Source organism: Azospirillum melinis, from assembly GCF_013340935.1.
Taxonomy (GTDB): domain Bacteria; phylum Pseudomonadota; class Alphaproteobacteria; order Azospirillales; family Azospirillaceae; genus Azospirillum; species Azospirillum melinis.
The window spans coordinates 42,895-62,398 of record NZ_WHOS01000014.1; the positions used below are offsets into that span (position 1 = coordinate 42,895).

Below are 19,504 nucleotides of genomic sequence, written 5' to 3' on the forward strand. Positions count from 1 at the left end.
CGGCGACTGTCGCACGGTCACTTTTATCATGCAAGTAATGGGGACGACGACGCAGCCGCGGAGCATCGGGAGTGCTCGCCCGGGCCGCACTTGTGATGCGGGCGGCGGCGGCTATACTTGCGCCGCAACATCGCCCCGACCGCAAGATTCCCCAGGAGAGCCCATGGCCACGTCTGCCCCCGATGCCGCCCCCAATGCCGCATACGACGTCACCGGCATCGGCAACGCCATCGTGGACGTGATCGCCCACGCCGACGACGGCTTCCTCGCCGCCAACACCATCGAGAAGGGGGCGATGACGCTGATCGACGCCGCCCGCGCCGAGGAGCTGTATGGCCGCATGGGGCCGGGCGTCGAGGTCTCCGGCGGCTCGGCCGGCAACACCATGGCGGGCATGGCCATGCTGGGCGGGCGCGGCGCCTATATCGGCAAGGTCGCCAGGGACCAGCTGGGCGACGTGTTCCGCCACGACATCCGCGCGGCCGGCGTCGCCTTCGACAGCGCGCCGCTGCTGGGCGGGGCGCCGACCGCCCGCTGCCTGATCCTCGTCACGCCGGACGCCCAGCGCTCGATGAACACCTATCTCGGCGCCTGCGTCGAGCTGGGTCCGGAGGACATCGACGAGGCGCTGATCGCCGGCTCGCAGGTCACCTATCTGGAAGGCTATCTGTGGGATCCGCCCCGCGCCAAGGAAGCCTTCCGCAAGGCGGCGGAGATCGCGCACGCCGCCGGCCGCAAGGTGTCGCTGTCGCTGTCCGACAGCTTCTGCGTCCACCGCCACCATGCCGAGTTCGTCGATCTGGTGGAACGCCATGTCGACATCCTGTTCGCCAACGAGCATGAGATCGGCGCCCTCTACGGCACCGACAGCTTCGAGGACGCGCTGGCGGCGGTGAAGCGGCTGGGCAAGACGGCGGCGCTGACCCGCAGCGAGAAGGGCGCGGTCATCGTGTCGGCCGGCGAGGTGGTCGAGGTGGCGGCCGAGCCGGTGGAGCGGGTGGTCGACACCACCGGCGCCGGCGACCTCTATGCCGCCGGCTTCCTGTTCGGCCACACCCGCGGCCTGTCCCCGGCGGTCTGCGGCCGTCTGGGCGCCGTCGCCGCGGCGGAGATCATCAGCCATGTCGGCGCCCGGCCGGAGGTGAACCTGCGCGAGCTGGTCGCCGCCAAGGGCATTCTTTAATCTGCGATTTGCGCCTCAGATCGCGACCACGTTGCCGGCCGCAGTGCATTTTGCAACTGCGGCCGGTTCTCATTCCGCTCCGGTCTTGTTCAGTTCAGCTGGCTCAGTTCAATTGGTCGTCCACCACCGGCCGCTCCGGCACGGTGACCCTGGCGCACAGCAGCGCCAGCGCCGTCCCGCTGTCGGGGGCGGCCACCGCCCAGCGCTCCGGCCGGTCGGGCCGCGGGACGGTCAGCAGCCACAGCCGGTCCTTCTCCCCGAAACGCTCGTTCATCAGCGTGTATTCCCGCGGCCCCTGGCGGCGCAGGTCGTTCAACTGGCTCTGCAATTCCACCGCCTGGGCGTTGCGCACGGCTATCGCGTCCTCCAGCTGGCGCAGTTCGGTTTCCTGCCGGTGCAGGTCGCGCCGCAGGGAGTCGGTGGTCTGGGCCAGTTCCGTCCGTCCATGATGCAGCTGCGACCGGCGGCGCTGCACGGACGCGATCCGGTAGCCGATCCGCAGGATCGACACGGTGCCCCAGCTGAGGCAGGCCATCATGATGACCATTTCCAGCACCAGCAGCAGCGGCGTCTGCATGCCCATCCTCCTCCGCTCCTCCGGCACGCTCCTTGCTGCGTGCCCGGCTGCCGGGAGACCAGCAACCGGCGTGCCAGGGCAGGCGCCGGCATTCGTGGCGGAATTCGATGGGAGCGGGGTGCGATGGAGGTGGTGCGGACGATCCTCAACTCGGCGGTGCCGCTGGTGGCGGCGCTGGCCGTGCTGTGCCATCTGTGCTGGGTCGGGATCCGGCGCAGCTGGGAACGGGTGGCCGGGCTCGACCGGCTGCGGCAGTCGGTGCTGCCGCTGAAGGAACGCCAGCGCGCCGAGACGGAGGCGCTGGCCGACATGGCCTGCCGGCTGGAGGAGGCGAGGGGCCGTCTGACCGCCGCCGAACTGCGGGTCAGCCACCTCCAGCGCCAGATCGACGCCCTGGACAAGGAACCGCCGGTCTTCCTGCACATCCTCGGCACCCCCGGCGGCAACCGGCGCGGCTTCAAGGCGGAGGCGAAGTTCGACACCGTTGTCGCCGCCGCCGCCCGCGCCGCCGGCAAGCCGGTGAACCCGGCCTGGCGCTACGGCAACCGGGTCGTGGTGCATGCGCTGGACATGGGGTCCGCCCGGCGCGAGGCGGACCATGTCTTCCCGCAGAAGGGCGGCTATCAGGTCTTCTTCCACGCGGCGGTGCCTTGACTGGTTTCGGTTTTTCGCAAAAGACCACCGTCTGGAGAAATAATTCCTATAACCTCTCCGCAATGCCCACTCATTCGCGGAGCCATGCCATGCCCCTCGACAGCCGTACCCTTGCAAACGACCATTTCCCGCTCTGGGCGGAGGAGCCGCCGGTGCCGTCGGCAGGCTCGCTGGTCCCCGGTTCGCAGTTCCACGAGGAGCAGTGGATCATGGCCGCCGGCATGCTGGCGCGCGGCAGCAGCTTCCTCTATGTCGCCCGCTCCATGGGATGCAGCCGCACCACGCTGTGGCGGGCCTATTACGGCTCCAAGGATTTCCGTCACAGGGTGTGGTGGGAACGTCAGGCCCTGAACCGCGAGGCCGACCTGCGCCTGTCGTCGTTGCGCAGTCTGGTCGTCGAGCAGATCGAACGGCTGGTCTCCTCCGGCGATCCCTCGACCGTGCGCTGGCTGGCCGACCGGCTCGGCATCCTCGACGGGCTCGCCGCCCAGCCGGCGCAACAGCCGGTTCAGCAGCCGCAAACCCCGCAGCCGTCGGAAGATCCATTCGCCGGGATCGTCCCCGACCTCGACGACGACAGCATTCCCGGCGCGATCCGCGAACGCACCCCGCCCGATCCGCGCGCCGTCGCCGCCATCCTCGCCCGCCCGGAAGGGCCGGGGCCGAAGGGCGTCTATCCCTACACCCTCAACCCCGACGATCCCTATCCCACCCTCGGCTCGGCGCTGGAACGCCGGGGCAAGGCCGCCTTCGACCGTTTGTAAGGCGGACAAGATGGAACATCGGCCGGAAACCGTTCCACGCCGTTCCACCCCTCCCCCGCAAAGGAATAGCGGAATCACACAACTCAGAGAAACATTAAACCTCTGGAATAAAAGGAATTTTGCGTCATCCCCGCGAAGGCGGGGATCCAGGAAACTCAGCGATGAGGCGGCTGGATTCCCGCCTTCGCGGGAATGACGGCCGAGTAAAGGTTCCGAGTCCAGTGGCTTAAAGGTCCATGAGATCTGTGCATCCGGTAGCCGCAAGGGGAGAAGGGCTTTGTCAGGGAACGAAATCCAAATGCGACCCCCCAAAAGGCCGGTGCTGCGGTCTTCCGCCACGGCACCGGCTCGGGTAAGCTGCCGATCCCGCCGCCCATCCTGACAGATTGCCCCTCCATGCAAGTCTACCTGCCGATTGCCGAGATGTCGGTCAACGCGCTGCTGGTGCTCGGCATGGGCTGGCTGGTCGGCTTCCTGTCGGGCATGTTCGGCGTCGGCGGCGGCTTCCTGATGACGCCGCTGCTGATCTTCATCGGCGTTCCCCCGGCAATCGCCGTCGGCACCCAGGCCAACCAGCTGGTCGCCGCCAGCGTGTCGGGCGTGCTCGCCCACTGGCGGCGCGGCAATGTCGACGTGAAGCTGGGCGTGGTGATGCTGGGCGGCGGCGTGGTCGGCACCGCGGTGGGGGTGTGGATCTTCGGCATCCTCCAGCGGCTGGGCCAGATCGACATCGCCATCACCCTGTCCTACGTCTTCTTCCTCGGCACCATCGGCGGCATGATGCTGGTGGAAAGCAGCCGCGCCATCCTGCGCCGCCGCGCGCCGACGGCCAAGCGCGGCAAGCTGCACCGCCATATCTGGCTGCACGGCCTGCCCTTCAAGATGCGGTTCCAGCGCTCCAAGCTCTACATCTCCGCCCTGCTGCCGGCGGGGATCGGCGCGGTCGGCGGCATGCTGGTGGCGATCATGGGCATCGGCGGCGGCTTCCTGCTGGTGCCGGCGATGATCTATCTTCTGAACATGCCGGCCGGTCTGGTCGCCGGCACCTCGCTGTTCCAGATCATCTTCACCACCGCGGCGGCGACCCTGCTGCAGGCCGCCACCAACCAGACGGTGGACGCCATGCTGGCGCTCCTGCTGCTGATCGGCGGCGTGATCGGCGCGCAGTTCGGCACCAGGGCCGGCACCCGGCTGCGCGGCGAGACCGCCCGGATGGCGCTGTCGCTGATCGTGGTGGCGGTGGCGCTGAAGCTGGCCTGGGACCTGTTCTCCCGTCCCGACGATCTCTACACCCTGACCATGGGGCTGCGCTGATGGCGGCGGTTACCAAGCGCAGGCTGATCCAGGCCGCCGCGGCGCTGGCGGGGCTGCTGCTGGGCGGCACGGTGGCGGCGACGGTGTGGGCGCAGCAGCTGGTCGCCGACCTGTCGAGCCACCTGATCGCCATCACCACCGGCTTCACCGGCACGGAGGTCGTGCTGTTCGGCACCACCGACGGGGCGGGCGACGTCGCCATCGTCGTCACCGGCCCGCGCTCCCCCGCCACCGTCCGCCGCAAGGAGCGGGTGGCCGGCATGTGGATGAACACCGACAGCCTGCGCTTCGATCAGGTGCCCAGCTTCTACACGGTGGCGGTCAGCCGGCCGCTCGACCAGCTGGTCGGCCGTCCGGTGCTGGAGCGCCACCAGCTTGGCCTGCCGCAGCTGCAACTGCCGGCCGACTCCACCCTGCCGCCGGAGGAGCTTGCCGCCTACCGCAGCGCGCTGATCCGTAACAAGCAGCGCCAGGGGCTCTACGCCATTTCCATGGGGCAGGTCGCCTTCCTGGGCGAGCGGCTGTTCCGCACCAACATCTATTTCCCGGCCAACGTCCCGACCGGGCTGTACAATGTCGAAGCCCTGCTGATTCGCGACGGCGAGGTGGTCAGCGCCCAGACCACGCCGCTGGTGGTGTCCAAGATCGGGTTCAGCGCCGAAGTGTCGGACTTCGCGCGCAACCGCCCGGTCATCTACGGGGTGGCCGCCGTCCTCGGCGCCATCGCGGCCGGCTGGGCGGCCGGCGCCGCATTCCGCCGGGTCTAAGCCGAGAGGGTGACAGAGATGACCGACACGACGCAGTCCGCCACGCCGGAACAGCAAGCCCCCAAGCCGGTGCGCATCTTCCTGGTGGTGGTCGACGACAGCCCGGAGCTGAAGGTGGCGCTCCGCTATGCCTGCCTGCGCGCCCGCAAGTCGGGCGGCAAGGTGGCGCTGCTGACCGTCCTGGAAAAGGGCGAGATGCAGCACTGGCTGGCGGTGGAGAACCTGATCCGCGAGGAACAGCGTGCCGAGGCGGAGCAGATGCTCCAGAAGCTGGCGCGCGAGGTCAACCAGCTGACCGGCACCCTGCCGGCGCTCTATGTCCGCGAAGGCAACCGCACCGAGGAGGTGCTTTCCCTGATCGGCGAGGAGCCGAGCATCTCCATCCTGGTGCTGGCCGCCGGCACCGACCCGGAGGGGCCCGGCCCGCTGATCTCCTACTACACAGGCCGCGGGCTGGGGCGGCTGCACATCCCGCTGACCATCGTCCCCGGCGGGCTCAGCAACGAGGAACTGGACGCGATCACGTAAGTAAGGATAGGCAGGGCGGGAACCGGCCGCGCATGCCGGATGCCGAATACCCACACAACCGGGGTCCTTGATCCGCCCGGCGTTTCGGCCCAGATTTCCCCCAATCGTACCGCGTCCCGATCCCGGGCGCGCCGGCGGTTCCATTCCGCCGCCGATGGAGGACCAGACCATGTTCATTCAGACCGAGCAGACGCCCAACCCGGCGACTCTCAAGTTCCTGCCGGGGCGTGACGTGCTCGGACGCGGCACCGCCGACTTCACCGGCCGCGAGGATGCCGCCCGTTCGCCGCTCGCCCAGCGCCTGTTCGAGATCGAGGGCGTCGTCGGCGTGTTCCTGGGTGCCGACTTCATCACCATCACCAAGACCGACGCCCGCGACTGGTTCCTGCTGAAGCCGTCGATCCTCGGCGTGATCATGGAGCATTTCACCGCCGACCGCCCGGTCCTGCTGGAGGACGGCGGCGACGGCCATGCCGCGGCGGCGAACGCCGACGACGAGGAGATCGTCGAGCAGATCAAGGAGCTGCTGGACACCCGCGTCCGCCCGTCGGTCGCCCAGGACGGCGGCGACATCACCTTCCAGGGCTTCGAGCGCGGCGTCGTCTATCTGGCGATGAAGGGGGCCTGCTCCGGCTGCCCCAGCTCCACCGCCACGCTGAAGCACGGCATCGAGAACATGCTGCGCCACTACATCCCGGAAGTGGTCGAAGTCCGCTCGGTCCAGTAAGGATTTGGTCATGCCGGTCCGCCCTTGAAGCGGCGGGCCGGCATTCCCATGCTGGCTGCATGATCATCTCCGCCAGCTACAAGACCGACATTCCCGCCTTCTACGGGCGCTGGTTCCTGAACCGCCTCGACGCCGGTTACTGCCGGATGGTCAACCCCTATGGCGGCCAGACCTACCGCATCGACCTCACCCGGCCGGCGGTCGACGGCTTCATCTTCTGGACCAAGAATCTGGGACCGTTCCTGCCCGCGCTCGACAGCGTGGCGGAGCGGGGCTTTCCCTTCGTCGTGCAGTACAGCATCACCGGCCTGCCGACCGCGCTGGAGCGCTCGGTCCCCGCCTGGGAAACGGCGGTCGGCCATATGGCGCGGGTGCGCGGGCGCTGGGGCCCGCGTGCCGCGGTCTGGCGCTACGACCCCATCGCCCTGACCGACGCCACGCCGCCCGCCTGGCACCGCGAGACCTTCGCCGCCATCGCCCGTTCGCTGCGCGGGGTGACCGACGAGGTGGTGGCCTCATTCCTCCAGCCCTACCGCAAGACCGCCCGCAACCTCGCCGCCGCCGGCATCGGCTGGCGCGATCCGGAGCCGGAGGAGAAGCGCGCGCTGCTGGCGGATATGGCGGGGATCGCGGCGGGGGAGGGGATGGCGCTGACTCTCTGCACCCAGCCGGACCTGGACGGTACGCCCGGCACGGCGCCGGCCCGCTGCGTCGATGGGCTGCGGCTGTCGGATGTCGCGGGCCACTCGATCGCCGCGCGGGAGAAGGGCAACCGGCCCGGCTGCCTGTGTGCCGAAAGCCGCGACATCGGCGATTATGACAGCTGCCCGCACGGCTGCGTCTACTGCTACGCCGTCGCCGACCGCGGCAAGGCCCAACAGCGCTTCGCCGCGCACGATCCGGAAGGGGAGTTCCTGGTTACCCGTTGACGGGGAAGACCGGTCCTTACGGACAAACCTTCCGCACCGTCTCCACCAGCTTTTCCGGGTTGAACGGCTTGACCAGCCAGCCGGTGGCGCCGGCTTCGCGGCCGGCGGACTTCTTGGCCGGATCGGCTTCGGTGGTCAGCAGCAGGACCGGGGTGGCACGGTTGGTGGCCGAGGCGCGGATGGCGCGGGTCAGCGCCAGCCCGTCCAGGCCCGGCATGTTCAGGTCGGTGATGATGCAGTCGAACTTGCGCTGGTTGGCCAGGGCGAGGCCGGCATTGCCGTCCGAAGCCTCCGCCACCTCATAGCCGGCGCCTTTCAGCGTGAACCCGACCATGTCGCGGATGGTCTTGGAATCGTCGACGGTCAGGACGCTTTTGGGCATTGCAGGCGGCTCCGGTTGCACGGCCGAAAGGATTAGGCGAAAGCCCTAGGCAATTTCCCGCCGACCGTCAACCGCTGGCGTACCCTATTCCGCACAACACGAAGCCCCCGGCCCGTCGGCAGAGCCGCTGAACCGGGGGCTTTGCAGAGGCTGTACGGTTACGCCTTCGTATCGACGTGCTGGCCGCCGGCGTCACCGCCCTTGGCGACACCGACCATCGCCTCGCGCAGCAGGCGGCCGTGGATGGTGTAGCCGGGCTGGAGAACCTGCACGACGGTGCCGGCGGCCTTGCCGGTGTTCTCGATCTCGAACATCACCTGATGGAAGTTCGGGTCGAACGGCTCGCCGGCGGGGTCCAGCTTCTTGATGCCGGCGCGGTCGAAGGCGGCGAACAGCTGGCGCTCGGTCGCCTCGACGCCGACGGCGAGGCCCTTCAGCATGTCGTCCTGGTCGCGGCCCTCGGCCGGCACGGCATCGAGCGCGCGGCGCAAATTGTCGGCGACCGACACCAGCTCCTTGGCGAAGCTCGACACGGCGAACTTGCTGGCGTCCTCGCGGTCGCGCTGGGCACGGCGGCGGGTGTTCTCCGTTTCCGCCATGGCGCGCAGAAGCTGGTCCTTCAGGCTGGCGACCTCGGCCTCCAGCTTGGCGACGCGGTCCTCGGAAGAACCGGTATCCGTCTGGTTGGCGGCGGTGTCGGCGGTGGCCTCGGTCGGCTCCACCGTGGCGTCGGCGGGCTTGTTCTGCTCTTCGCTCATGGTTTTCTCAATTCTTGCTTCATCAAAAGGCGGAGTGAGTGAGGATGGTGTTCAGCCGATCAGCCGGCTGACCACCTTGGCGGTGTAATCGACCAGCGGAATGATGCGGGCGTAATTGATGCGGGTGGGGCCGATGACGCCGATGGCGCCGATCACCTGTTCCCGGCTGTTCTGGAAGGGGGAGATGATCATCGAACAGCCGGAATGGCTGAACAGCACATTCTCGGCACCGATGAAGATCTGCACGCCGTCGCCGCGACCGGTGGCGTCCAGCATGCGCAGCATCGTCTCCTTGGTCTCCAGCGCCTCGAACAGACCGCGCACGCGCTCCAGATCGGACAGGGCGGTAACGTCCTCCAGCAGGCGGGACTGGCCGCGGACGATCAACTGGCCGGCGTTCGACCCGCCGGTGCCGGCCCAGGTGGCCAGACCGGCGGCGACCACCTTGCGTGACAGCTCGTCCAGCTGGGTCTTCTGCTGCTCGATCTCCTGCAGGACCTCCTGCCGGGCCTCGTCCAGCGTCCGGCCGGCGAGCTTGGCGCTGAGGAAGTTCGACACCGTCTGCAGGGTGGAGGTCGGGACCCCCATCGGCACCTCGATCACCCGGTTCTCGACCAGCCCGTCCTCGTTGACCAGGACGACGAGGGCGCGGCCGGGGCCGAGCGACACGAACTCGATGTGCTTCAGCGGACGGTCGGTCTTGGGCGCCACCACCAGGCCTGCGCAGTGCGACAGGCCGGACAGCATGGTCGACGCCTCGCCCAGCACGTCGGCGAAGGCGCGGCCGGAGGCGGAGCATTTCGCTTCGATCGAGGCGCGCTCGTCCTCGGTCAGCGACCCGATCTCCAGCAGACCGTCGACGAACATGCGAAGGCCGGCATCGGTCGGAATGCGGCCGGCGGATGTGTGCGGGGCGTAGAGCAGCCCCTGCTCCTCCAGGTCGGCCATCACGTTGCGGATGGTCGCGGGCGACAGGGCCATGCCAAGCCGCCTGGAGATCGTGCGGGAGCCGACCGGTTCGCCCGACGCCACATAGGCGTCGACGATCAGCCGGAAAATCTCGCGCGATCGCTGGTTCAGCTCGTTGATCATGGACTGGGGCGGTCGTGCTCTGTTCGGGCCGGTCGGTTGCGGAACGCAGGTTCCGTCAACCGGTCCGAATTTAGGCAGGTCCGACCGCCGAATCAACGTGCGGGGCGAAGATGCCCCACTGGCATGCCCCCATTGGCTTGCAGGCGGCATGCAGGGATGTGGCCGCCCTTACTGCTCCGCCAGGAAGGCGCGGTACTGGGTGGCGATAGCGCCGACCGCCGCCTCGTACAGGCGCTGGCCATGTTCGGGACGGGCAAGGCCGGGGGCGGAGCCGATGCGGCCGTCGGGATAGCGGCGGCGGAAGTCGCGGGCATCGTGGAAGCCGCCGGCCGGCGCCTGTTCCGGTTCCATCGCCACGCTCTTGATCGAGTCGGGATAGGCGTACTGGGTCAGCGACACCTCGCTGGGGGTGGCGTGCGAGCCTTCCTTGCCCTGGTACAGCTCGCGTGACAGGCGGCCGACCTCGCCATTCTCCCACCAGTTCACCAGGGTGCAGCGCAGGTCCGGCGCGTCGCGGCCGCGCAGCGCCCGGTTCTCCGCATAGATCTCGTAGAAGGCGGCGCGCAGCGTGGCGATGTTGCCGCCATGGCCGTTGACGAAGAAGAAGCGCTCGAACCCGTGTTCGGCCAGCGAGCCGACATAGTCGCGCAGCAGCGCGATCAGGGTGGACGGTTTCAGCGTCATCGAGCCGGGGAATTCCATGTGGTGGACGGCCATGCCGACTGGGATGGTCGGGCCGACCAGTGCGCCGGTGGCGTCGCCGACGCCCTTCGCGATGACCTCGGCACAGATGGCGTCGGTGCCGACCAGCCCGTTCGGCCCGTGCTGCTCGGTCGAGCCGATCGGCATGATGATGCCTTTGGAGGTCTTCAGATAGCTTTCGACCTCGGCCCAGGTGCTCAGGTGAAGCTGCACGGTGGCTGATCCTTTTCGACGATGCGTGCCGGAAATGCGGCCGGGAATGCGTTTGCCTTCATGTTAGGCGGCTGGCGTGCAGGGACAACCGCTCCCTGCGCCGGGCGGGCATGACGGGACCGGTGGATGGATTTTGTTCACCCCGCGCTAGCGCATCGTTTATGCGGAGACTACAATCGCGTGCATCATGCCCTGACGGGCGTCTGTTTCGGGGTGCGGTGGTGGTTGCGCGCGTCAACACGGTGGCGTTCCAGGGCATCGAGGTGCTGGGGATCGACGTCCAGGTCCAGATGTCCGGCGGAATCGTCGCCTTCACTGTCGTCGGCCTTCCCGACAAGGCGGTGGGTGAAAGCCGGGAGCGTGTGCGCGCCGCGCTGCATGCGCTGGGATTGGCGCTGCCGGCCAAGCGCATCACCGTCAACCTTGCCCCTGCTGACGTGCTGAAGGAAGGAAGCCATTTCGACCTCCCCATCGCGCTCGGGTTGTTGACGGTGATGGGGGTGCTGCCGGATGCGGAGATCGCCCGCTATGTGGCGCTGGGCGAACTGGCGCTGGACGGTGCCCTGACGCCGGTGGCGGGTGTGCTGCCCGCCGCCATCGACGCGCTGGCCAATGACCGCGGCCTGATCTGCCCGGCGGCTTGCGGCGGGGAGGCGGCGTGGGCCGGTCCCGACCTCGACGTGCTGGCGCCGGCCAACCTTCTGGCGCTGATCAACCATTTCAAGGGCACCCAGGTGCTGACCCCGCCCAAGCCGCGGATGCAGGAGCAGGACGCGCCGCCGCCCGACCTCCGCGACGTGAAGGGCAACGAAACGGCCAAGCGCGCGCTGGAGGTCGCCGCCGCCGGCTCGCACAACCTGCTGATGATGGGGCCGCCCGGTTCCGGAAAATCGATGCTCGCCGCCCGTCTACCCGGCCTGCTGCCTCCGCTCGACCCGGCGGAGGCGCTGGAGGTGTCGATGATCCACAGCGTCGGCGGACTGCTGGAGGACGGTCGTCTGCTGCGCCAGCGCCCCTACCGCGCGCCGCACCAGTCGGCCAGCCTGCCGGCGCTGGTCGGCGGCGGCACGCGGGCCAAGCCGGGCGAGATCTCCCTGGCGCACCAGGGCGTTCTGTTCCTCGACGAGTTGCCCGAGTTCCCCCGCGCCCTGCTGGAGGCGTTGCGGCAACCGCTGGAAACCGGCAAGGCGGTGGTCAGCCGCGCCAACCACCATGTGACCTACCCGGCACGCGTCCAGCTGGTGGCGGCGATGAACCCCTGCCGCTGCGGCCATCTCGACGACGCCTCGCTCGCCTGCGCCCGCGCGCCGAAATGCGCCGCCGACTATCAGTCGAAGATCAGCGGCCCGCTGTTCGACCGCATCGACCTGCACATTATGAATTGCAGCTAAATTTCAGACTATTCAGGTAACTATCAGACTGGTTCAGCTAAGCTTCAGACTCGACGTTCCGCGCTCTCTACCCCCACTGGCTGGTGGCGCGATCATCTGCAGTGGTGGGATGGAGGATAATCGTAGCGTATTGGTGCGCACGCTGAGGCGGCGCGCTACTTTGCCGCTCGGGCGGCTCGCGCGACCCCTGGACGGCCAAGGACATCCTGGGCCGGTCCGGCGTCGGAAACCCACCGCGTGATCACGATCGCATGGAATGACCGTCCAGAAAGGGAGCTGACTATGAGCGTCTGCGATCTGCAACCGTTGAACTTCTTCCGAGGTTCATTAACCGCCGCCCGTAGGTCTCTGCTTCAGAGCTTGGCCGACGCCGGCGGCTCGCTGGCTGGGGCAGCTCTGTCTACCCGTGAACGGTCCACAGCGTTCGGTATGACTGACGCGGCGGCAAAGCTGATCGAATGGAATTTACCGCCAAACGGGGGGCGCGACCGAATTGTGGCCGAGTGGACCCTGTCCATCACGGACGCTGGCCGCACCGCCATGCGAGACATACCCCAGGATCTCGACAGCAGGCACGTCGCTGCCTTGCGCCATCTTGATCTGCGCACTTGGCGTAACTGGCAGGATGCTCCTGCTCCAGCCGATGCGCAGGCGTACGAGGATTTGGTGGTCCTCAAGCTGGTCAAGGTCGATGCAGCAGGAGTGCTCTGCCGCCTGACCACGCATGGGGCCGCGGCGGTAGAGGGGTTTAAGATGCTCCGCGACATGTCGATCGAGGAATGGCGCGGTAGTCTCGATTGAAGAAGCGGATCAGCAATCCATCTGCAGATACGGCGGCTCTACGGACGTATAGTCAACGTATCTACCGAGGAGAAAGCCATGCGCACTGAGATCGCCCGCTGGGGCGACAGCCTCGCCCTCCGTCTCCCGAGGCCGATCGCCGATCAGGCCGGGATTGCCGAGGGGACCCCCGTTGAGATCGACATCGAGGGCGACCAACTCGTCATCCGGCCGGCGTTGCCGCGCTACTCGCTGGACGAACTGCTCGCCGGCATCACGCCGGACAACTTGCCCTATGAAGCTTTCGACGATGCGCCGCGTGGGCGGGAGCTGCTGTGATGCTGCCTGACCGCGACGATCTGGTCTGGATCGACTACCCCGCAGGCGGGGCACGAACAGGCCGGCCACCAGCCGGCGCTTGTGCTTTCCCCGCGCCCCTATCACCAGCGGGCGCCGTTCACCGTGGTCTATCCGCTCATTAACAAGGCCAAGGGCTATCCGTTCGAGGTGCCGCTGCCCGAAGAGATGCTGATCGGTGGTGTCGCGCTTGCCGATCAGGTGAAGAGCCTCGACCGGCGGGTCCACCAACTCGATCCTGCCGGTGCCGTGCCAGCACCGGTGCTTCAGCAGGTCCTCGCCAAGTTGGCGCCCCTGCTAGCGCTGCGCCTTTGACCATCTAGAAAGGGAGCGTCGTCGGTGCCAATTGCCAGCAGGATTGCTCGCGACCCGGCCGGTCGGCCCAGCTGCGCGAATGCCCGGCCCGCCGACTACCGCCTGCAGATTTTGGGTGTCGACTTGGGCGATCAGCAGCGGGATTATCAATGGCCTGGCTGGTCGAGCACTGTGCAAATTCTCCAAGCGGTCACTCCGGCCGATCTTGTCGCAGTATATGGCATCATGGTCAAAGTCTGGGTTTCGGTACCTGCCGCAGCTCCCAGTCGCCTCCTGCTACCGCCGACACTTTCAACCCGATATCTCCTCGCCCGGATGGGAACCGAGCCGGCGGCGGCCGTCCGGCTGCACTCAGGCGACGACGTTCTTCATCTGGAGAAGCTGTCCGTCCTGCCGCGATTCCGTGGCTCCGGCTTGACCCGTAGGTTGTTCGAGGCGGCCGTCGCGATTGCCCGTGTTCACGGAGTTTCAGCTGTTACAGCTGAGGTCTATGCTCGACATCACTGGGCGTGGCAACGGTGGGGCGCTCGGATTTCTGGCGCACCCGGCTGGATCGATGGAGTTCCGGCAGTGCCCTTGCGGTTCGATATTCGAAACTGACATCTTGGCCCGACCGAAGCCGAGACCACTTTGAGGCCCCGATGCATCAGTCTCCTGTCTGGACTGTTCGTCACGTAGTGACCCGACTCCACGGGTGCGATCTCGCTGTGACGTGGCGGTCGGACGGTTGGGGATGGGTGGTGACCGTCGCCGGTGAGCAAGTCGCCAGCGGGAGAGCACGCAGCCAAGCGAGCGCCCAGGATGCTGCCGTGCAGGCAGCACGACGACACGCGGATGATGGTGGCAAGGTGCAGCTCCCGCTGTTTTGAGATGGACGCCGATCGGCAGCAGGATCAGCACCGGCCCGGCCGCCGCGGTGGTGGTGCTGGGCGAGCGCCCGGCGCTGCCCTCCGCCAGCAGGCCCTGCGCGGCGGCAGCGCCGATCAGCAGCAGGACCGGCACCGGTTCAGCCCGTCAGTCGCCGCGGTGGTGGAAATGGCCGCGCACCCGGCGCCCGGCGCTCTATCTGCAGTCTCGGCACGCCTACGGCACTCATCACCAATCGGGCTTGACGCAGTCCATATCTGGACTACATAATCCTCATATGGACTAGAGGAGGCTTCGCCATGCCAGGCCGCGCCCACCGCATCACCGCTCCTATCGCAGCAGGACCGTCTCTCCTCCTACCGGACCGTTTTGCCCCGGCCAAGCGTCGGCAACTCAGTGCGCCGGCCCTGCGGACCTTTCTGGCCATCGCTGATCGTTGGGGATGGGCGGAGGCCGAGCGCCTGCTGGTGCTGGGGTCGCCTGGGCGCTCGACCTACTTCGGCTGGGTCGCCAAAGCGCGCGACGGCCATGAGCTGACCCTGCCGGTCGATGTGCTGCTGCGCATCTCCGCTATCCTCGGCATCCACAAGGCGCTGATGATCCTGTTCGGCTCAGAGATGGCTGGCCTGGACTGGCTGACCGGGCCGCACGATGGTCCGTCGTTCGGCGGTCAGCCGCCGATGGCGCTGGTCACCAACGGCACGATGGACGGTCCCATGCTGGTGCGCCGCTACCTCGATGCCGCGCGGGGAGGCGTGTTCGGACCACCCGGTTCGATGGACGAGACGAGCACTCCCTACAGCGACGACGACATCGTGATCGTGTGACACCGTGACGACCACCATTTCCATACCGCATCCGACGCACCGCCTGATCCCGTCGCAGTTCCCGCCGATCCCAGCTTTTGACAGCGTGACGCGCCCGGACGATCTGGAGGCTGTCATGGAGTTGGAAGGTTGGACCAACGACCGCCTCGTCCAGGAGCGCGTCGCGCGGCTGCCCCGAGAGCAGTGGGTCTACGGCGTCCCGAACGCCTCCGTGGTGATGGCCGCCTTCCTGCACGCTGCACCCGCCGGCGGGCGTTTCAACAGCGGCGAACTCGGCGCGTGGTACGGGGCATGGGCGCTCAAGACGGCCATCGCCGAAGTGGCCCATCACCTCAAGCGAGAAGCCGTCCACCGCCGGCTTCCGGAGATGCGGCTGACCTACCGCCTCTATACCGCCCGTCTCGCCGGCGATTTCGTCGACATCCGCAACCAGAGCGCTGCGCGACCCGAGCTGTATGCAGCGGGTGATTACCACGCGTCCCAGGTGTTCGGCGAGGAGGTGCGCAGGGCAGGGCAGGTGAACGGCATCGCCTACGACAGCCTGCGCCACAGCGGGGGTGTCAACACCGTGGCCTATCAGCCGCGCCAGATCCTGGAGGTGACCCAAGCCGATCACTTCGACGTCACGGCCCCCGCCGACGGTGCTGTGGTAGCGCGCCGAAAGGCTTTTTGAGGTAGGTCCTTCTTGGTTTATGGAGCGCAACAATCCCTGATTGGCAAATCTATCAAAGGAGGAATTCGAACGTGGCTATGTTCTTCATCAGGACGTCGGGGTGGCTGAAGATCTTCGCTAGGATCATCGGCTTTGCTGGTGCTGCAGCGAGGATCGTCTCCGCTTATGCGGAGGGCCAGGATCTGGTGAACCTCTGGAACGGCCGTGCTGCCATTGTCACTGCGGTTGCGGTCTTCCTGCAGGCTGCTTCGTCGTTGATCGATGCCAAGTATCCGCCTCTTGCCAGCTGGGGCTGAACGAGACTTGCCGCTAACTGTCTGGAAAGGGAGCCTCCGATGCTCAGCCCCATCGAACGAACGGTTGACGTTTCCGGGATGCGATGCACGCAGTGCGAGGCGCCCGCCGGCATGCTGACGGCAATGAGAGAACTGTGGCAGCTAAGCCCGCCTGGACCCGCAACATCCTCGTGCACCCCGCGTTCTCGCGTCTACGCGATATCTGTCAGGCCGCTGATCCGACGGCTATCACCCGTCCAAGGTCCCGAAGTGACCGACAGCCAACGCCCGGCAGATGCCGAGCCTCTGGAGGCTCTTGATCCGGCCGTGGCAGCTGCGCTGGGGCAGTAGGGCAAGGCGAAGTGAGTGGCCCAGACTGGTCGACCGCCGCACCGGCGCTGAGATGTCCAGGCAGGCATTGACCTGCCGCTGTCTATCAATGGAGAACCTGCAGGAAGCGCTTGAGAGGTCAGCGGAGCCAGAGCATTCAGCGCGCCGCGCTTGAAGCAGTTCTGCGGATTATCGATGAACGGATGGCCGTGTGCCGGAAGACCGAAATCGACTGGGAAGCCCGCTACCCGGATGACCAGATCGGAGCGGCGACAGAACGGGCGGCGCGCCGCGAATTTGACTTGGTCTCTGATCAGTTGCGTGCCTTTTGTCCGGCATAGGAGAGGCTACGGAACATTCGGCCGCGGATATACCATTGACATATACGGCGTCGGGATATACGGTCTGGATATCCTGAAGAATGCGAGGGCACCGTGGCGGTTCGCACGACCTTGTTCCAGTCCAACCGGACCCAGGCGGTTCGCCTTCCGAAGGATGTCGCCTTTCCCGGAGATGTGCGTGAAGTGCTGATCATCCGCGAAGGCGACCGGCGCGTCATCGTCCCCGCCGACCGTGCCTGGGACGACTTCTTCGACTCTCCCGGAATCACCTTTCCGGATCGCGACCAGCCGGCTATGCAGGAGCGCGAGGCGCTGTGATGCTGCGCTACATGCTGGATACCAATCTCTGCATCCGCGTGCTGCGTGACCGTCCCCCCGGTCTGCGTGGGCGCTTCAGCGCGGAAGCTGGCGCTCTCTGCATCTCCACCGTCACTCTGGCCGAGTTGCTGCATGGTACCGCCAGGTCGGCGCGGCCGGCGGAGCAGCGCCATGAGGTCGAGCGCTTGGTTGGTCGACTGGAGGTGCTTCCGTTCGACGAGGACGCGACCGGGCACTACGGCGAGATCCGTGCGGATCTTGAGCGACGTGGAACCATCATTGGGCCTTACGATTTGATGATCGCCGCGCATGCCCGCAGCCGAGGCTTGATCGTCGTAACCGAAAATCTGGGCGAATTCCGGCGTGTTGATGGGCTTCGGTCGGAAGATTGGCTCACCGACGCCTAATCCAGAAATAGAGGGAAGGTGCATCGTATACGGCGACCCGCCGGATCTCCGGCAGAGCGGCGTCGTACGCAGCGCGAGCAAGTACCAGACGTTTCGTGGATTACACGAAACCATCGATTTTTGTGCGATTTTGGGGCGTAATGGACAGTCGGCAGAGCAACGCCTTGCCTGCCTTCAGCCGCAACACCGATCCACAGGTCGACCAATGCCGAGAACCGTACACGACGTTCTTCTGTCCATGTGGCAAGTGCAAATGCACAAGCACCCGGCCGAAACGCTGCGAGTTCCGCTTTTGCAGGTCGAGGATATTTTGAGCCACGGCGAACGCATCTTCTATGATGAATTGCTGTATACCGCAAAAGTTGAAAGAACTACGATAAAAAAAGTGCGTGTCCCACCAGTTTTCTTCGAGATGGTTGGAAAAACAAGGGAAACAATCACGTATCGGGACCTTGTCGTTGAGCTGGACACCGCACTTACTGACAAGATTGCTATCGAATTCAATCCGTACATGGCAAGGTATTGACAAGGGCGACGATGTAGCGCCGACGTTCCACCATGACCGAGGCCGATGTCCCCAGCGGCTGGAGGCCGAAAGTCGCCGGCGAACCGAAGGTATGCGTGCGATGCTGCAGGAATCAGGGCGCTCCGGCTTGGTGCAGGAGCTGGACCGGCAGCGACGTGAAAGCCGGTTGGGGGTCACTGGGGCGCAGGTACTCCAAAGGGCGGCACTGTCGATGAGCGTTGATCCTAGAGAGGCAGAGGCGCTGTCTTAGGCGCTTGGATGGGCTGTCCTTTGTCCAGCTGCGACGTACCGTCCGTTGACAGCACGAACCTCTCCCTTCTTGCAAAGCTTGGAAAGACAGGAGCTTACCGCTCCCAAAGTGGTCTCTGGGCGGAGTGTTACAATTCGCTCGAACAGCTCTCGGGTGGCGGCGCCTTGCTCTCCCACTGATTGCAGCCTCTGTCTGATGGTGTCACTCAAGCTCGGTTGCGGGATCTTGTTTGGCGAGAGCTGCACAGTGTGCAGCAGGGACACAAGGTCGCCAGGTGCATGTTCGACGGCCCACCAGATTCCGTTCTGCCCGACAACCTTTCCCTGCTGCTTCTTCTGTGACAGAGAACTGCTGACCCAGCCATTCTTCAGCTCGAGCCCGGCTGCGGCGCACGCGTCAGCCAGAGTCTTGGCGCTTGCGCCCGTATGACCGAAGCCTCTCAGGACGTCGAGCATCGCCTCTACCTTCGGACTTGGCGGAGCGGACGGAGGAGAAGCCGGTGCTGAAAACGCGCTCTTTGCCGATGGTGATACACTCTGCGACCGCAAGATTGACGTGATTTCTTCCCCATCGGGACGCATGCCGGCTGCCGCCCGTTCTACGATCTCTTCAAGCACGGATGCTTGGTTTTCGACCGAGGAGCGGTCCGCCGCGAGTGATACGAGGCGTTGCCGGCATGTCTCGATCTGACGTTCCAAGTCGGCGATTTCCCGGCCGATTTCCTCCAGCCGATTGCGTCGTTCGGCTAGGGCGGCTCGTACACCCTGTTCCCATGGATTCATACAGCGCCCCCGATGCGCTCACTGGTCTTTGCGACAGAGAAAAAAACCCTCTTGCGCCGGCAGGTTAAATAATTCTGACTGGAGCAGAGAGAGCAGAGCGTCACGGAATATATGCTAGGCGACGGACGGAGGGAAAGATGGAATAGGCTAGGCAACGCAAAAAGGGCGACCGCTGGAACGGTCGCCCTTTTCAGAAATTGAGTATGCTCTTGCGCAGTCCTCAACACGAGAGACATGAGGATTGCGCAAGGGTGTGGGCTTGTCAAGCGCTGATTACTTCAGTGCTCGAGAGAGCTATTGCCATGCACTCATCTGGTCGTCCCCCCGACATTTCGCTTGAACACGCCGGGCGTATTCTGTGCGCCGTCCTTTCCGGAGAATGGCCCGTGAAGGATGTTGCCGTAAGTTTGATGTTAGTCGCACCACGGTGTGGAAAATTAAGAAACCGCGCCCAGGGAGCCGGTTTTGGGGCCTA

24 protein-coding genes and 1 pseudogene are annotated in these 19,504 nt (G+C 66.1%); 20 read left to right on the forward strand and 5 right to left on the reverse strand.

The window, feature by feature from the left end; translation table 11 throughout:
- The first annotated feature begins 163 nt into the window (after positions 1–163).
- The gene (locus tag GBZ48_RS12955; protein ID WP_174471439.1) at positions 164–1,183 is read left to right on the forward strand and encodes an adenosine kinase; all 1,020 of its coding nucleotides are present in this window, start codon (positions 164–166) and stop codon (positions 1,181–1,183) included.
- Positions 1,184–1,286: 103 nt separating this feature from the next.
- On the opposite strand, the gene GBZ48_RS12960 is transcribed toward GBZ48_RS12955, so the two are convergent.
- A complete protein-coding gene (locus GBZ48_RS12960) occupies positions 1,287–1,760 on the reverse strand; it encodes a hypothetical protein (RefSeq protein ID WP_246307169.1) in 474 nt (157 codons plus the stop codon).
- Positions 1,761–1,883: 123 nt separating this feature from the next.
- Here GBZ48_RS12960 and GBZ48_RS12965 point away from each other — a divergent pair, with 123 nt between their 5' ends.
- The 7 genes from GBZ48_RS12965 (at position 1,884) to GBZ48_RS12995 (ending at position 7,443) form a co-directional block, all read left to right on the forward strand.
- Positions 1,884–2,414: a hypothetical protein gene (locus tag GBZ48_RS12965; protein WP_174471441.1), complete on the forward strand. Its 531-nt coding sequence runs from the start codon at positions 1,884–1,886 to the stop codon at positions 2,412–2,414.
- An 89-nt stretch (positions 2,415–2,503) separates the two neighbouring features.
- A complete protein-coding gene (locus GBZ48_RS12970) occupies positions 2,504–3,178 on the forward strand; it encodes a hypothetical protein (RefSeq protein ID WP_174471442.1) in 675 nt (224 codons plus the stop codon).
- 396 nt (positions 3,179–3,574) lie between these two features.
- Positions 3,575–4,492: a sulfite exporter TauE/SafE family protein gene (locus GBZ48_RS12975; protein WP_109048334.1), complete on the forward strand. Its 918-nt coding sequence runs from the start codon at positions 3,575–3,577 to the stop codon at positions 4,490–4,492.
- Positions 4,492–5,259 carry a TIGR02186 family protein gene (locus GBZ48_RS12980; protein ID WP_174471443.1) on the forward strand — a complete coding sequence of 256 codons (768 nt, stop codon included), beginning with the start codon at positions 4,492–4,494 and terminating at the stop codon, positions 5,257–5,259. The genes GBZ48_RS12975 and GBZ48_RS12980 overlap by 1 nt, the downstream gene beginning before the upstream one ends.
- A gap of 18 nt (positions 5,260–5,277) precedes the next feature.
- Complete coding sequence (locus tag GBZ48_RS12985) at positions 5,278–5,787, forward strand: universal stress protein (protein ID WP_174471444.1); 510 nt, start codon at positions 5,278–5,280, stop codon at positions 5,785–5,787.
- A gap of 169 nt (positions 5,788–5,956) precedes the next feature.
- A complete protein-coding gene (locus GBZ48_RS12990) occupies positions 5,957–6,514 on the forward strand; it encodes a NifU family protein (protein ID WP_174471445.1) in 558 nt (185 codons plus the stop codon).
- A 59-nt stretch (positions 6,515–6,573) separates the two neighbouring features.
- The gene (locus GBZ48_RS12995) at positions 6,574–7,443 is read left to right on the forward strand and encodes a DUF1848 domain-containing protein (RefSeq protein ID WP_174471446.1); all 870 of its coding nucleotides are present in this window, start codon (positions 6,574–6,576) and stop codon (positions 7,441–7,443) included.
- 16 nt (positions 7,444–7,459) lie between these two features.
- Here GBZ48_RS12995 and GBZ48_RS13000 read toward each other — a convergent pair whose 3' ends face one another.
- The 4 genes from GBZ48_RS13000 to GBZ48_RS13015 all read right to left on the reverse strand — a co-directional run bounded on the left by GBZ48_RS13000 (position 7,460) and on the right by GBZ48_RS13015 (position 10,590).
- Positions 7,460–7,825 (reverse strand): response regulator, encoded by a 366-nt coding sequence (locus GBZ48_RS13000; RefSeq protein ID WP_174471447.1) that lies wholly within the window; start codon positions 7,823–7,825, stop codon positions 7,460–7,462.
- Positions 7,826–7,983: 158 nt separating this feature from the next.
- Complete coding sequence (gene grpE / locus GBZ48_RS13005) at positions 7,984–8,583, reverse strand: nucleotide exchange factor GrpE (protein ID WP_174471448.1); 600 nt, start codon at positions 8,581–8,583, stop codon at positions 7,984–7,986.
- Positions 8,584–8,634: 51 nt separating this feature from the next.
- Positions 8,635–9,675 carry a heat-inducible transcriptional repressor HrcA gene (gene hrcA, locus GBZ48_RS13010; RefSeq protein ID WP_042699872.1) on the reverse strand — a complete coding sequence of 347 codons (1,041 nt, stop codon included), beginning with the start codon at positions 9,673–9,675 and terminating at the stop codon, positions 8,635–8,637.
- 168 nt (positions 9,676–9,843) lie between these two features.
- A complete protein-coding gene (locus GBZ48_RS13015; RefSeq protein ID WP_174471449.1) occupies positions 9,844–10,590 on the reverse strand; it encodes a creatininase family protein in 747 nt (248 codons plus the stop codon).
- Between the two features lie 221 nt (positions 10,591–10,811).
- On the opposite strand from GBZ48_RS13015, the pseudogene GBZ48_RS13020 reads away from it, so the two are divergent.
- The 12 genes and pseudogenes from GBZ48_RS13020 to GBZ48_RS13075 form a co-directional block, all read left to right on the forward strand.
- A pseudogene (locus GBZ48_RS13020) lies at positions 10,812–11,966 on the forward strand (YifB family Mg chelatase-like AAA ATPase); the annotation flags it as partial.
- 252 nt (positions 11,967–12,218) lie between these two features.
- A complete protein-coding gene (locus tag GBZ48_RS13025) occupies positions 12,219–12,782 on the forward strand; it encodes a hypothetical protein (RefSeq protein ID WP_174471450.1) in 564 nt (187 codons plus the stop codon).
- A 78-nt stretch (positions 12,783–12,860) separates the two neighbouring features.
- Positions 12,861–13,100, forward strand: coding sequence for an AbrB/MazE/SpoVT family DNA-binding domain-containing protein (locus tag GBZ48_RS13030; RefSeq protein WP_174471451.1), 240 nt, complete (start codon positions 12,861–12,863; stop codon positions 13,098–13,100).
- Between the two features lie 18 nt (positions 13,101–13,118).
- Positions 13,119–13,433, forward strand: coding sequence for a type II toxin-antitoxin system PemK/MazF family toxin (locus GBZ48_RS13035; protein ID WP_343049537.1), 315 nt, complete (start codon positions 13,119–13,121; stop codon positions 13,431–13,433).
- Between the two features lie 24 nt (positions 13,434–13,457).
- On the forward strand, positions 13,458–14,033 hold the full coding sequence (locus GBZ48_RS36215; protein ID WP_174471452.1) for a GNAT family N-acetyltransferase: 576 nt from the start codon (positions 13,458–13,460) through the stop codon (positions 14,031–14,033).
- A gap of 41 nt (positions 14,034–14,074) precedes the next feature.
- Positions 14,075–14,302: a DUF2188 domain-containing protein gene (locus tag GBZ48_RS13045; protein ID WP_174471453.1), complete on the forward strand. Its 228-nt coding sequence runs from the start codon at positions 14,075–14,077 to the stop codon at positions 14,300–14,302.
- Between the two features lie 297 nt (positions 14,303–14,599).
- Positions 14,600–15,127 carry an MbcA/ParS/Xre antitoxin family protein gene (locus GBZ48_RS13050; RefSeq protein WP_174471454.1) on the forward strand — a complete coding sequence of 176 codons (528 nt, stop codon included), beginning with the start codon at positions 14,600–14,602 and terminating at the stop codon, positions 15,125–15,127.
- Between the two features lie 4 nt (positions 15,128–15,131).
- Positions 15,132–15,800 carry an RES family NAD+ phosphorylase gene (locus GBZ48_RS13055; protein WP_209798236.1) on the forward strand — a complete coding sequence of 223 codons (669 nt, stop codon included), beginning with the start codon at positions 15,132–15,134 and terminating at the stop codon, positions 15,798–15,800.
- Positions 15,801–15,871: 71 nt separating this feature from the next.
- Entirely contained in the window at positions 15,872–16,096 is a 225-nt protein-coding gene (locus GBZ48_RS13060; RefSeq protein ID WP_174471455.1) for a hypothetical protein, read from the forward strand.
- Between the two features lie 743 nt (positions 16,097–16,839).
- Positions 16,840–17,064 (forward strand): type II toxin-antitoxin system VapB family antitoxin, encoded by a 225-nt coding sequence (gene vapB, locus GBZ48_RS13065; protein ID WP_174471456.1) that lies wholly within the window; start codon positions 16,840–16,842, stop codon positions 17,062–17,064.
- A complete protein-coding gene (gene vapC, locus GBZ48_RS13070) occupies positions 17,064–17,471 on the forward strand; it encodes a type II toxin-antitoxin system tRNA(fMet)-specific endonuclease VapC (RefSeq protein WP_174471457.1) in 408 nt (135 codons plus the stop codon). The genes vapB and vapC overlap by 1 nt, the downstream gene beginning before the upstream one ends.
- Complete coding sequence (locus tag GBZ48_RS13075; protein ID WP_174471458.1) at positions 17,428–17,997, forward strand: hypothetical protein; 570 nt, start codon at positions 17,428–17,430, stop codon at positions 17,995–17,997. Before vapC ends, GBZ48_RS13075 begins: the two co-directional genes overlap by 44 nt.
- Positions 17,998–19,504 lie beyond the last annotated feature (1,507 nt).

What these genes read in the sequence shown, in the direction of transcription:
- GBZ48_RS12955 (WP_174471439.1), top strand. Translation starts at nt 164, where the DNA reads ATGGCCACGTCTGCCCCCGATGCCGCCCCCAATGCCGCATACGACGTC.
- GBZ48_RS12960 (WP_246307169.1), bottom strand. Translation starts at nt 1,760, where the DNA reads ATGCAGACGCCGCTGCTGCTGGTGCTGGAAATGGTCATCATGATGGCC.
- GBZ48_RS12965 (WP_174471441.1), top strand. Translation starts at nt 1,884, where the DNA reads ATGGAGGTGGTGCGGACGATCCTCAACTCGGCGGTGCCGCTGGTGGCG.
- GBZ48_RS12970 (WP_174471442.1), top strand. Translation starts at nt 2,504, where the DNA reads ATGCCCCTCGACAGCCGTACCCTTGCAAACGACCATTTCCCGCTCTGG.
- GBZ48_RS12975 (WP_109048334.1), top strand. Translation starts at nt 3,575, where the DNA reads ATGCAAGTCTACCTGCCGATTGCCGAGATGTCGGTCAACGCGCTGCTG.
- GBZ48_RS12980 (WP_174471443.1), top strand. Translation starts at nt 4,492, where the DNA reads ATGGCGGCGGTTACCAAGCGCAGGCTGATCCAGGCCGCCGCGGCGCTG.
- GBZ48_RS12985 (WP_174471444.1), top strand. Translation starts at nt 5,278, where the DNA reads ATGACCGACACGACGCAGTCCGCCACGCCGGAACAGCAAGCCCCCAAG.
- GBZ48_RS12990 (WP_174471445.1), top strand. Translation starts at nt 5,957, where the DNA reads ATGTTCATTCAGACCGAGCAGACGCCCAACCCGGCGACTCTCAAGTTC.
- GBZ48_RS12995 (WP_174471446.1), top strand. Translation starts at nt 6,574, where the DNA reads ATGATCATCTCCGCCAGCTACAAGACCGACATTCCCGCCTTCTACGGG.
- GBZ48_RS13000 (WP_174471447.1), bottom strand. Translation starts at nt 7,825, where the DNA reads ATGCCCAAAAGCGTCCTGACCGTCGACGATTCCAAGACCATCCGCGAC.
- grpE (WP_174471448.1), bottom strand. Translation starts at nt 8,583, where the DNA reads ATGAGCGAAGAGCAGAACAAGCCCGCCGACGCCACGGTGGAGCCGACC.
- hrcA (WP_042699872.1), bottom strand. Translation starts at nt 9,675, where the DNA reads ATGATCAACGAGCTGAACCAGCGATCGCGCGAGATTTTCCGGCTGATC.
- GBZ48_RS13030 (WP_174471451.1), top strand. Translation starts at nt 12,861, where the DNA reads ATGCGCACTGAGATCGCCCGCTGGGGCGACAGCCTCGCCCTCCGTCTC.
- GBZ48_RS13045 (WP_174471453.1), top strand. Translation starts at nt 14,075, where the DNA reads ATGCATCAGTCTCCTGTCTGGACTGTTCGTCACGTAGTGACCCGACTC.
- GBZ48_RS13050 (WP_174471454.1), top strand. Translation starts at nt 14,600, where the DNA reads ATGCCAGGCCGCGCCCACCGCATCACCGCTCCTATCGCAGCAGGACCG.
- vapC (WP_174471457.1), top strand. Translation starts at nt 17,064, where the DNA reads ATGCTGCGCTACATGCTGGATACCAATCTCTGCATCCGCGTGCTGCGT.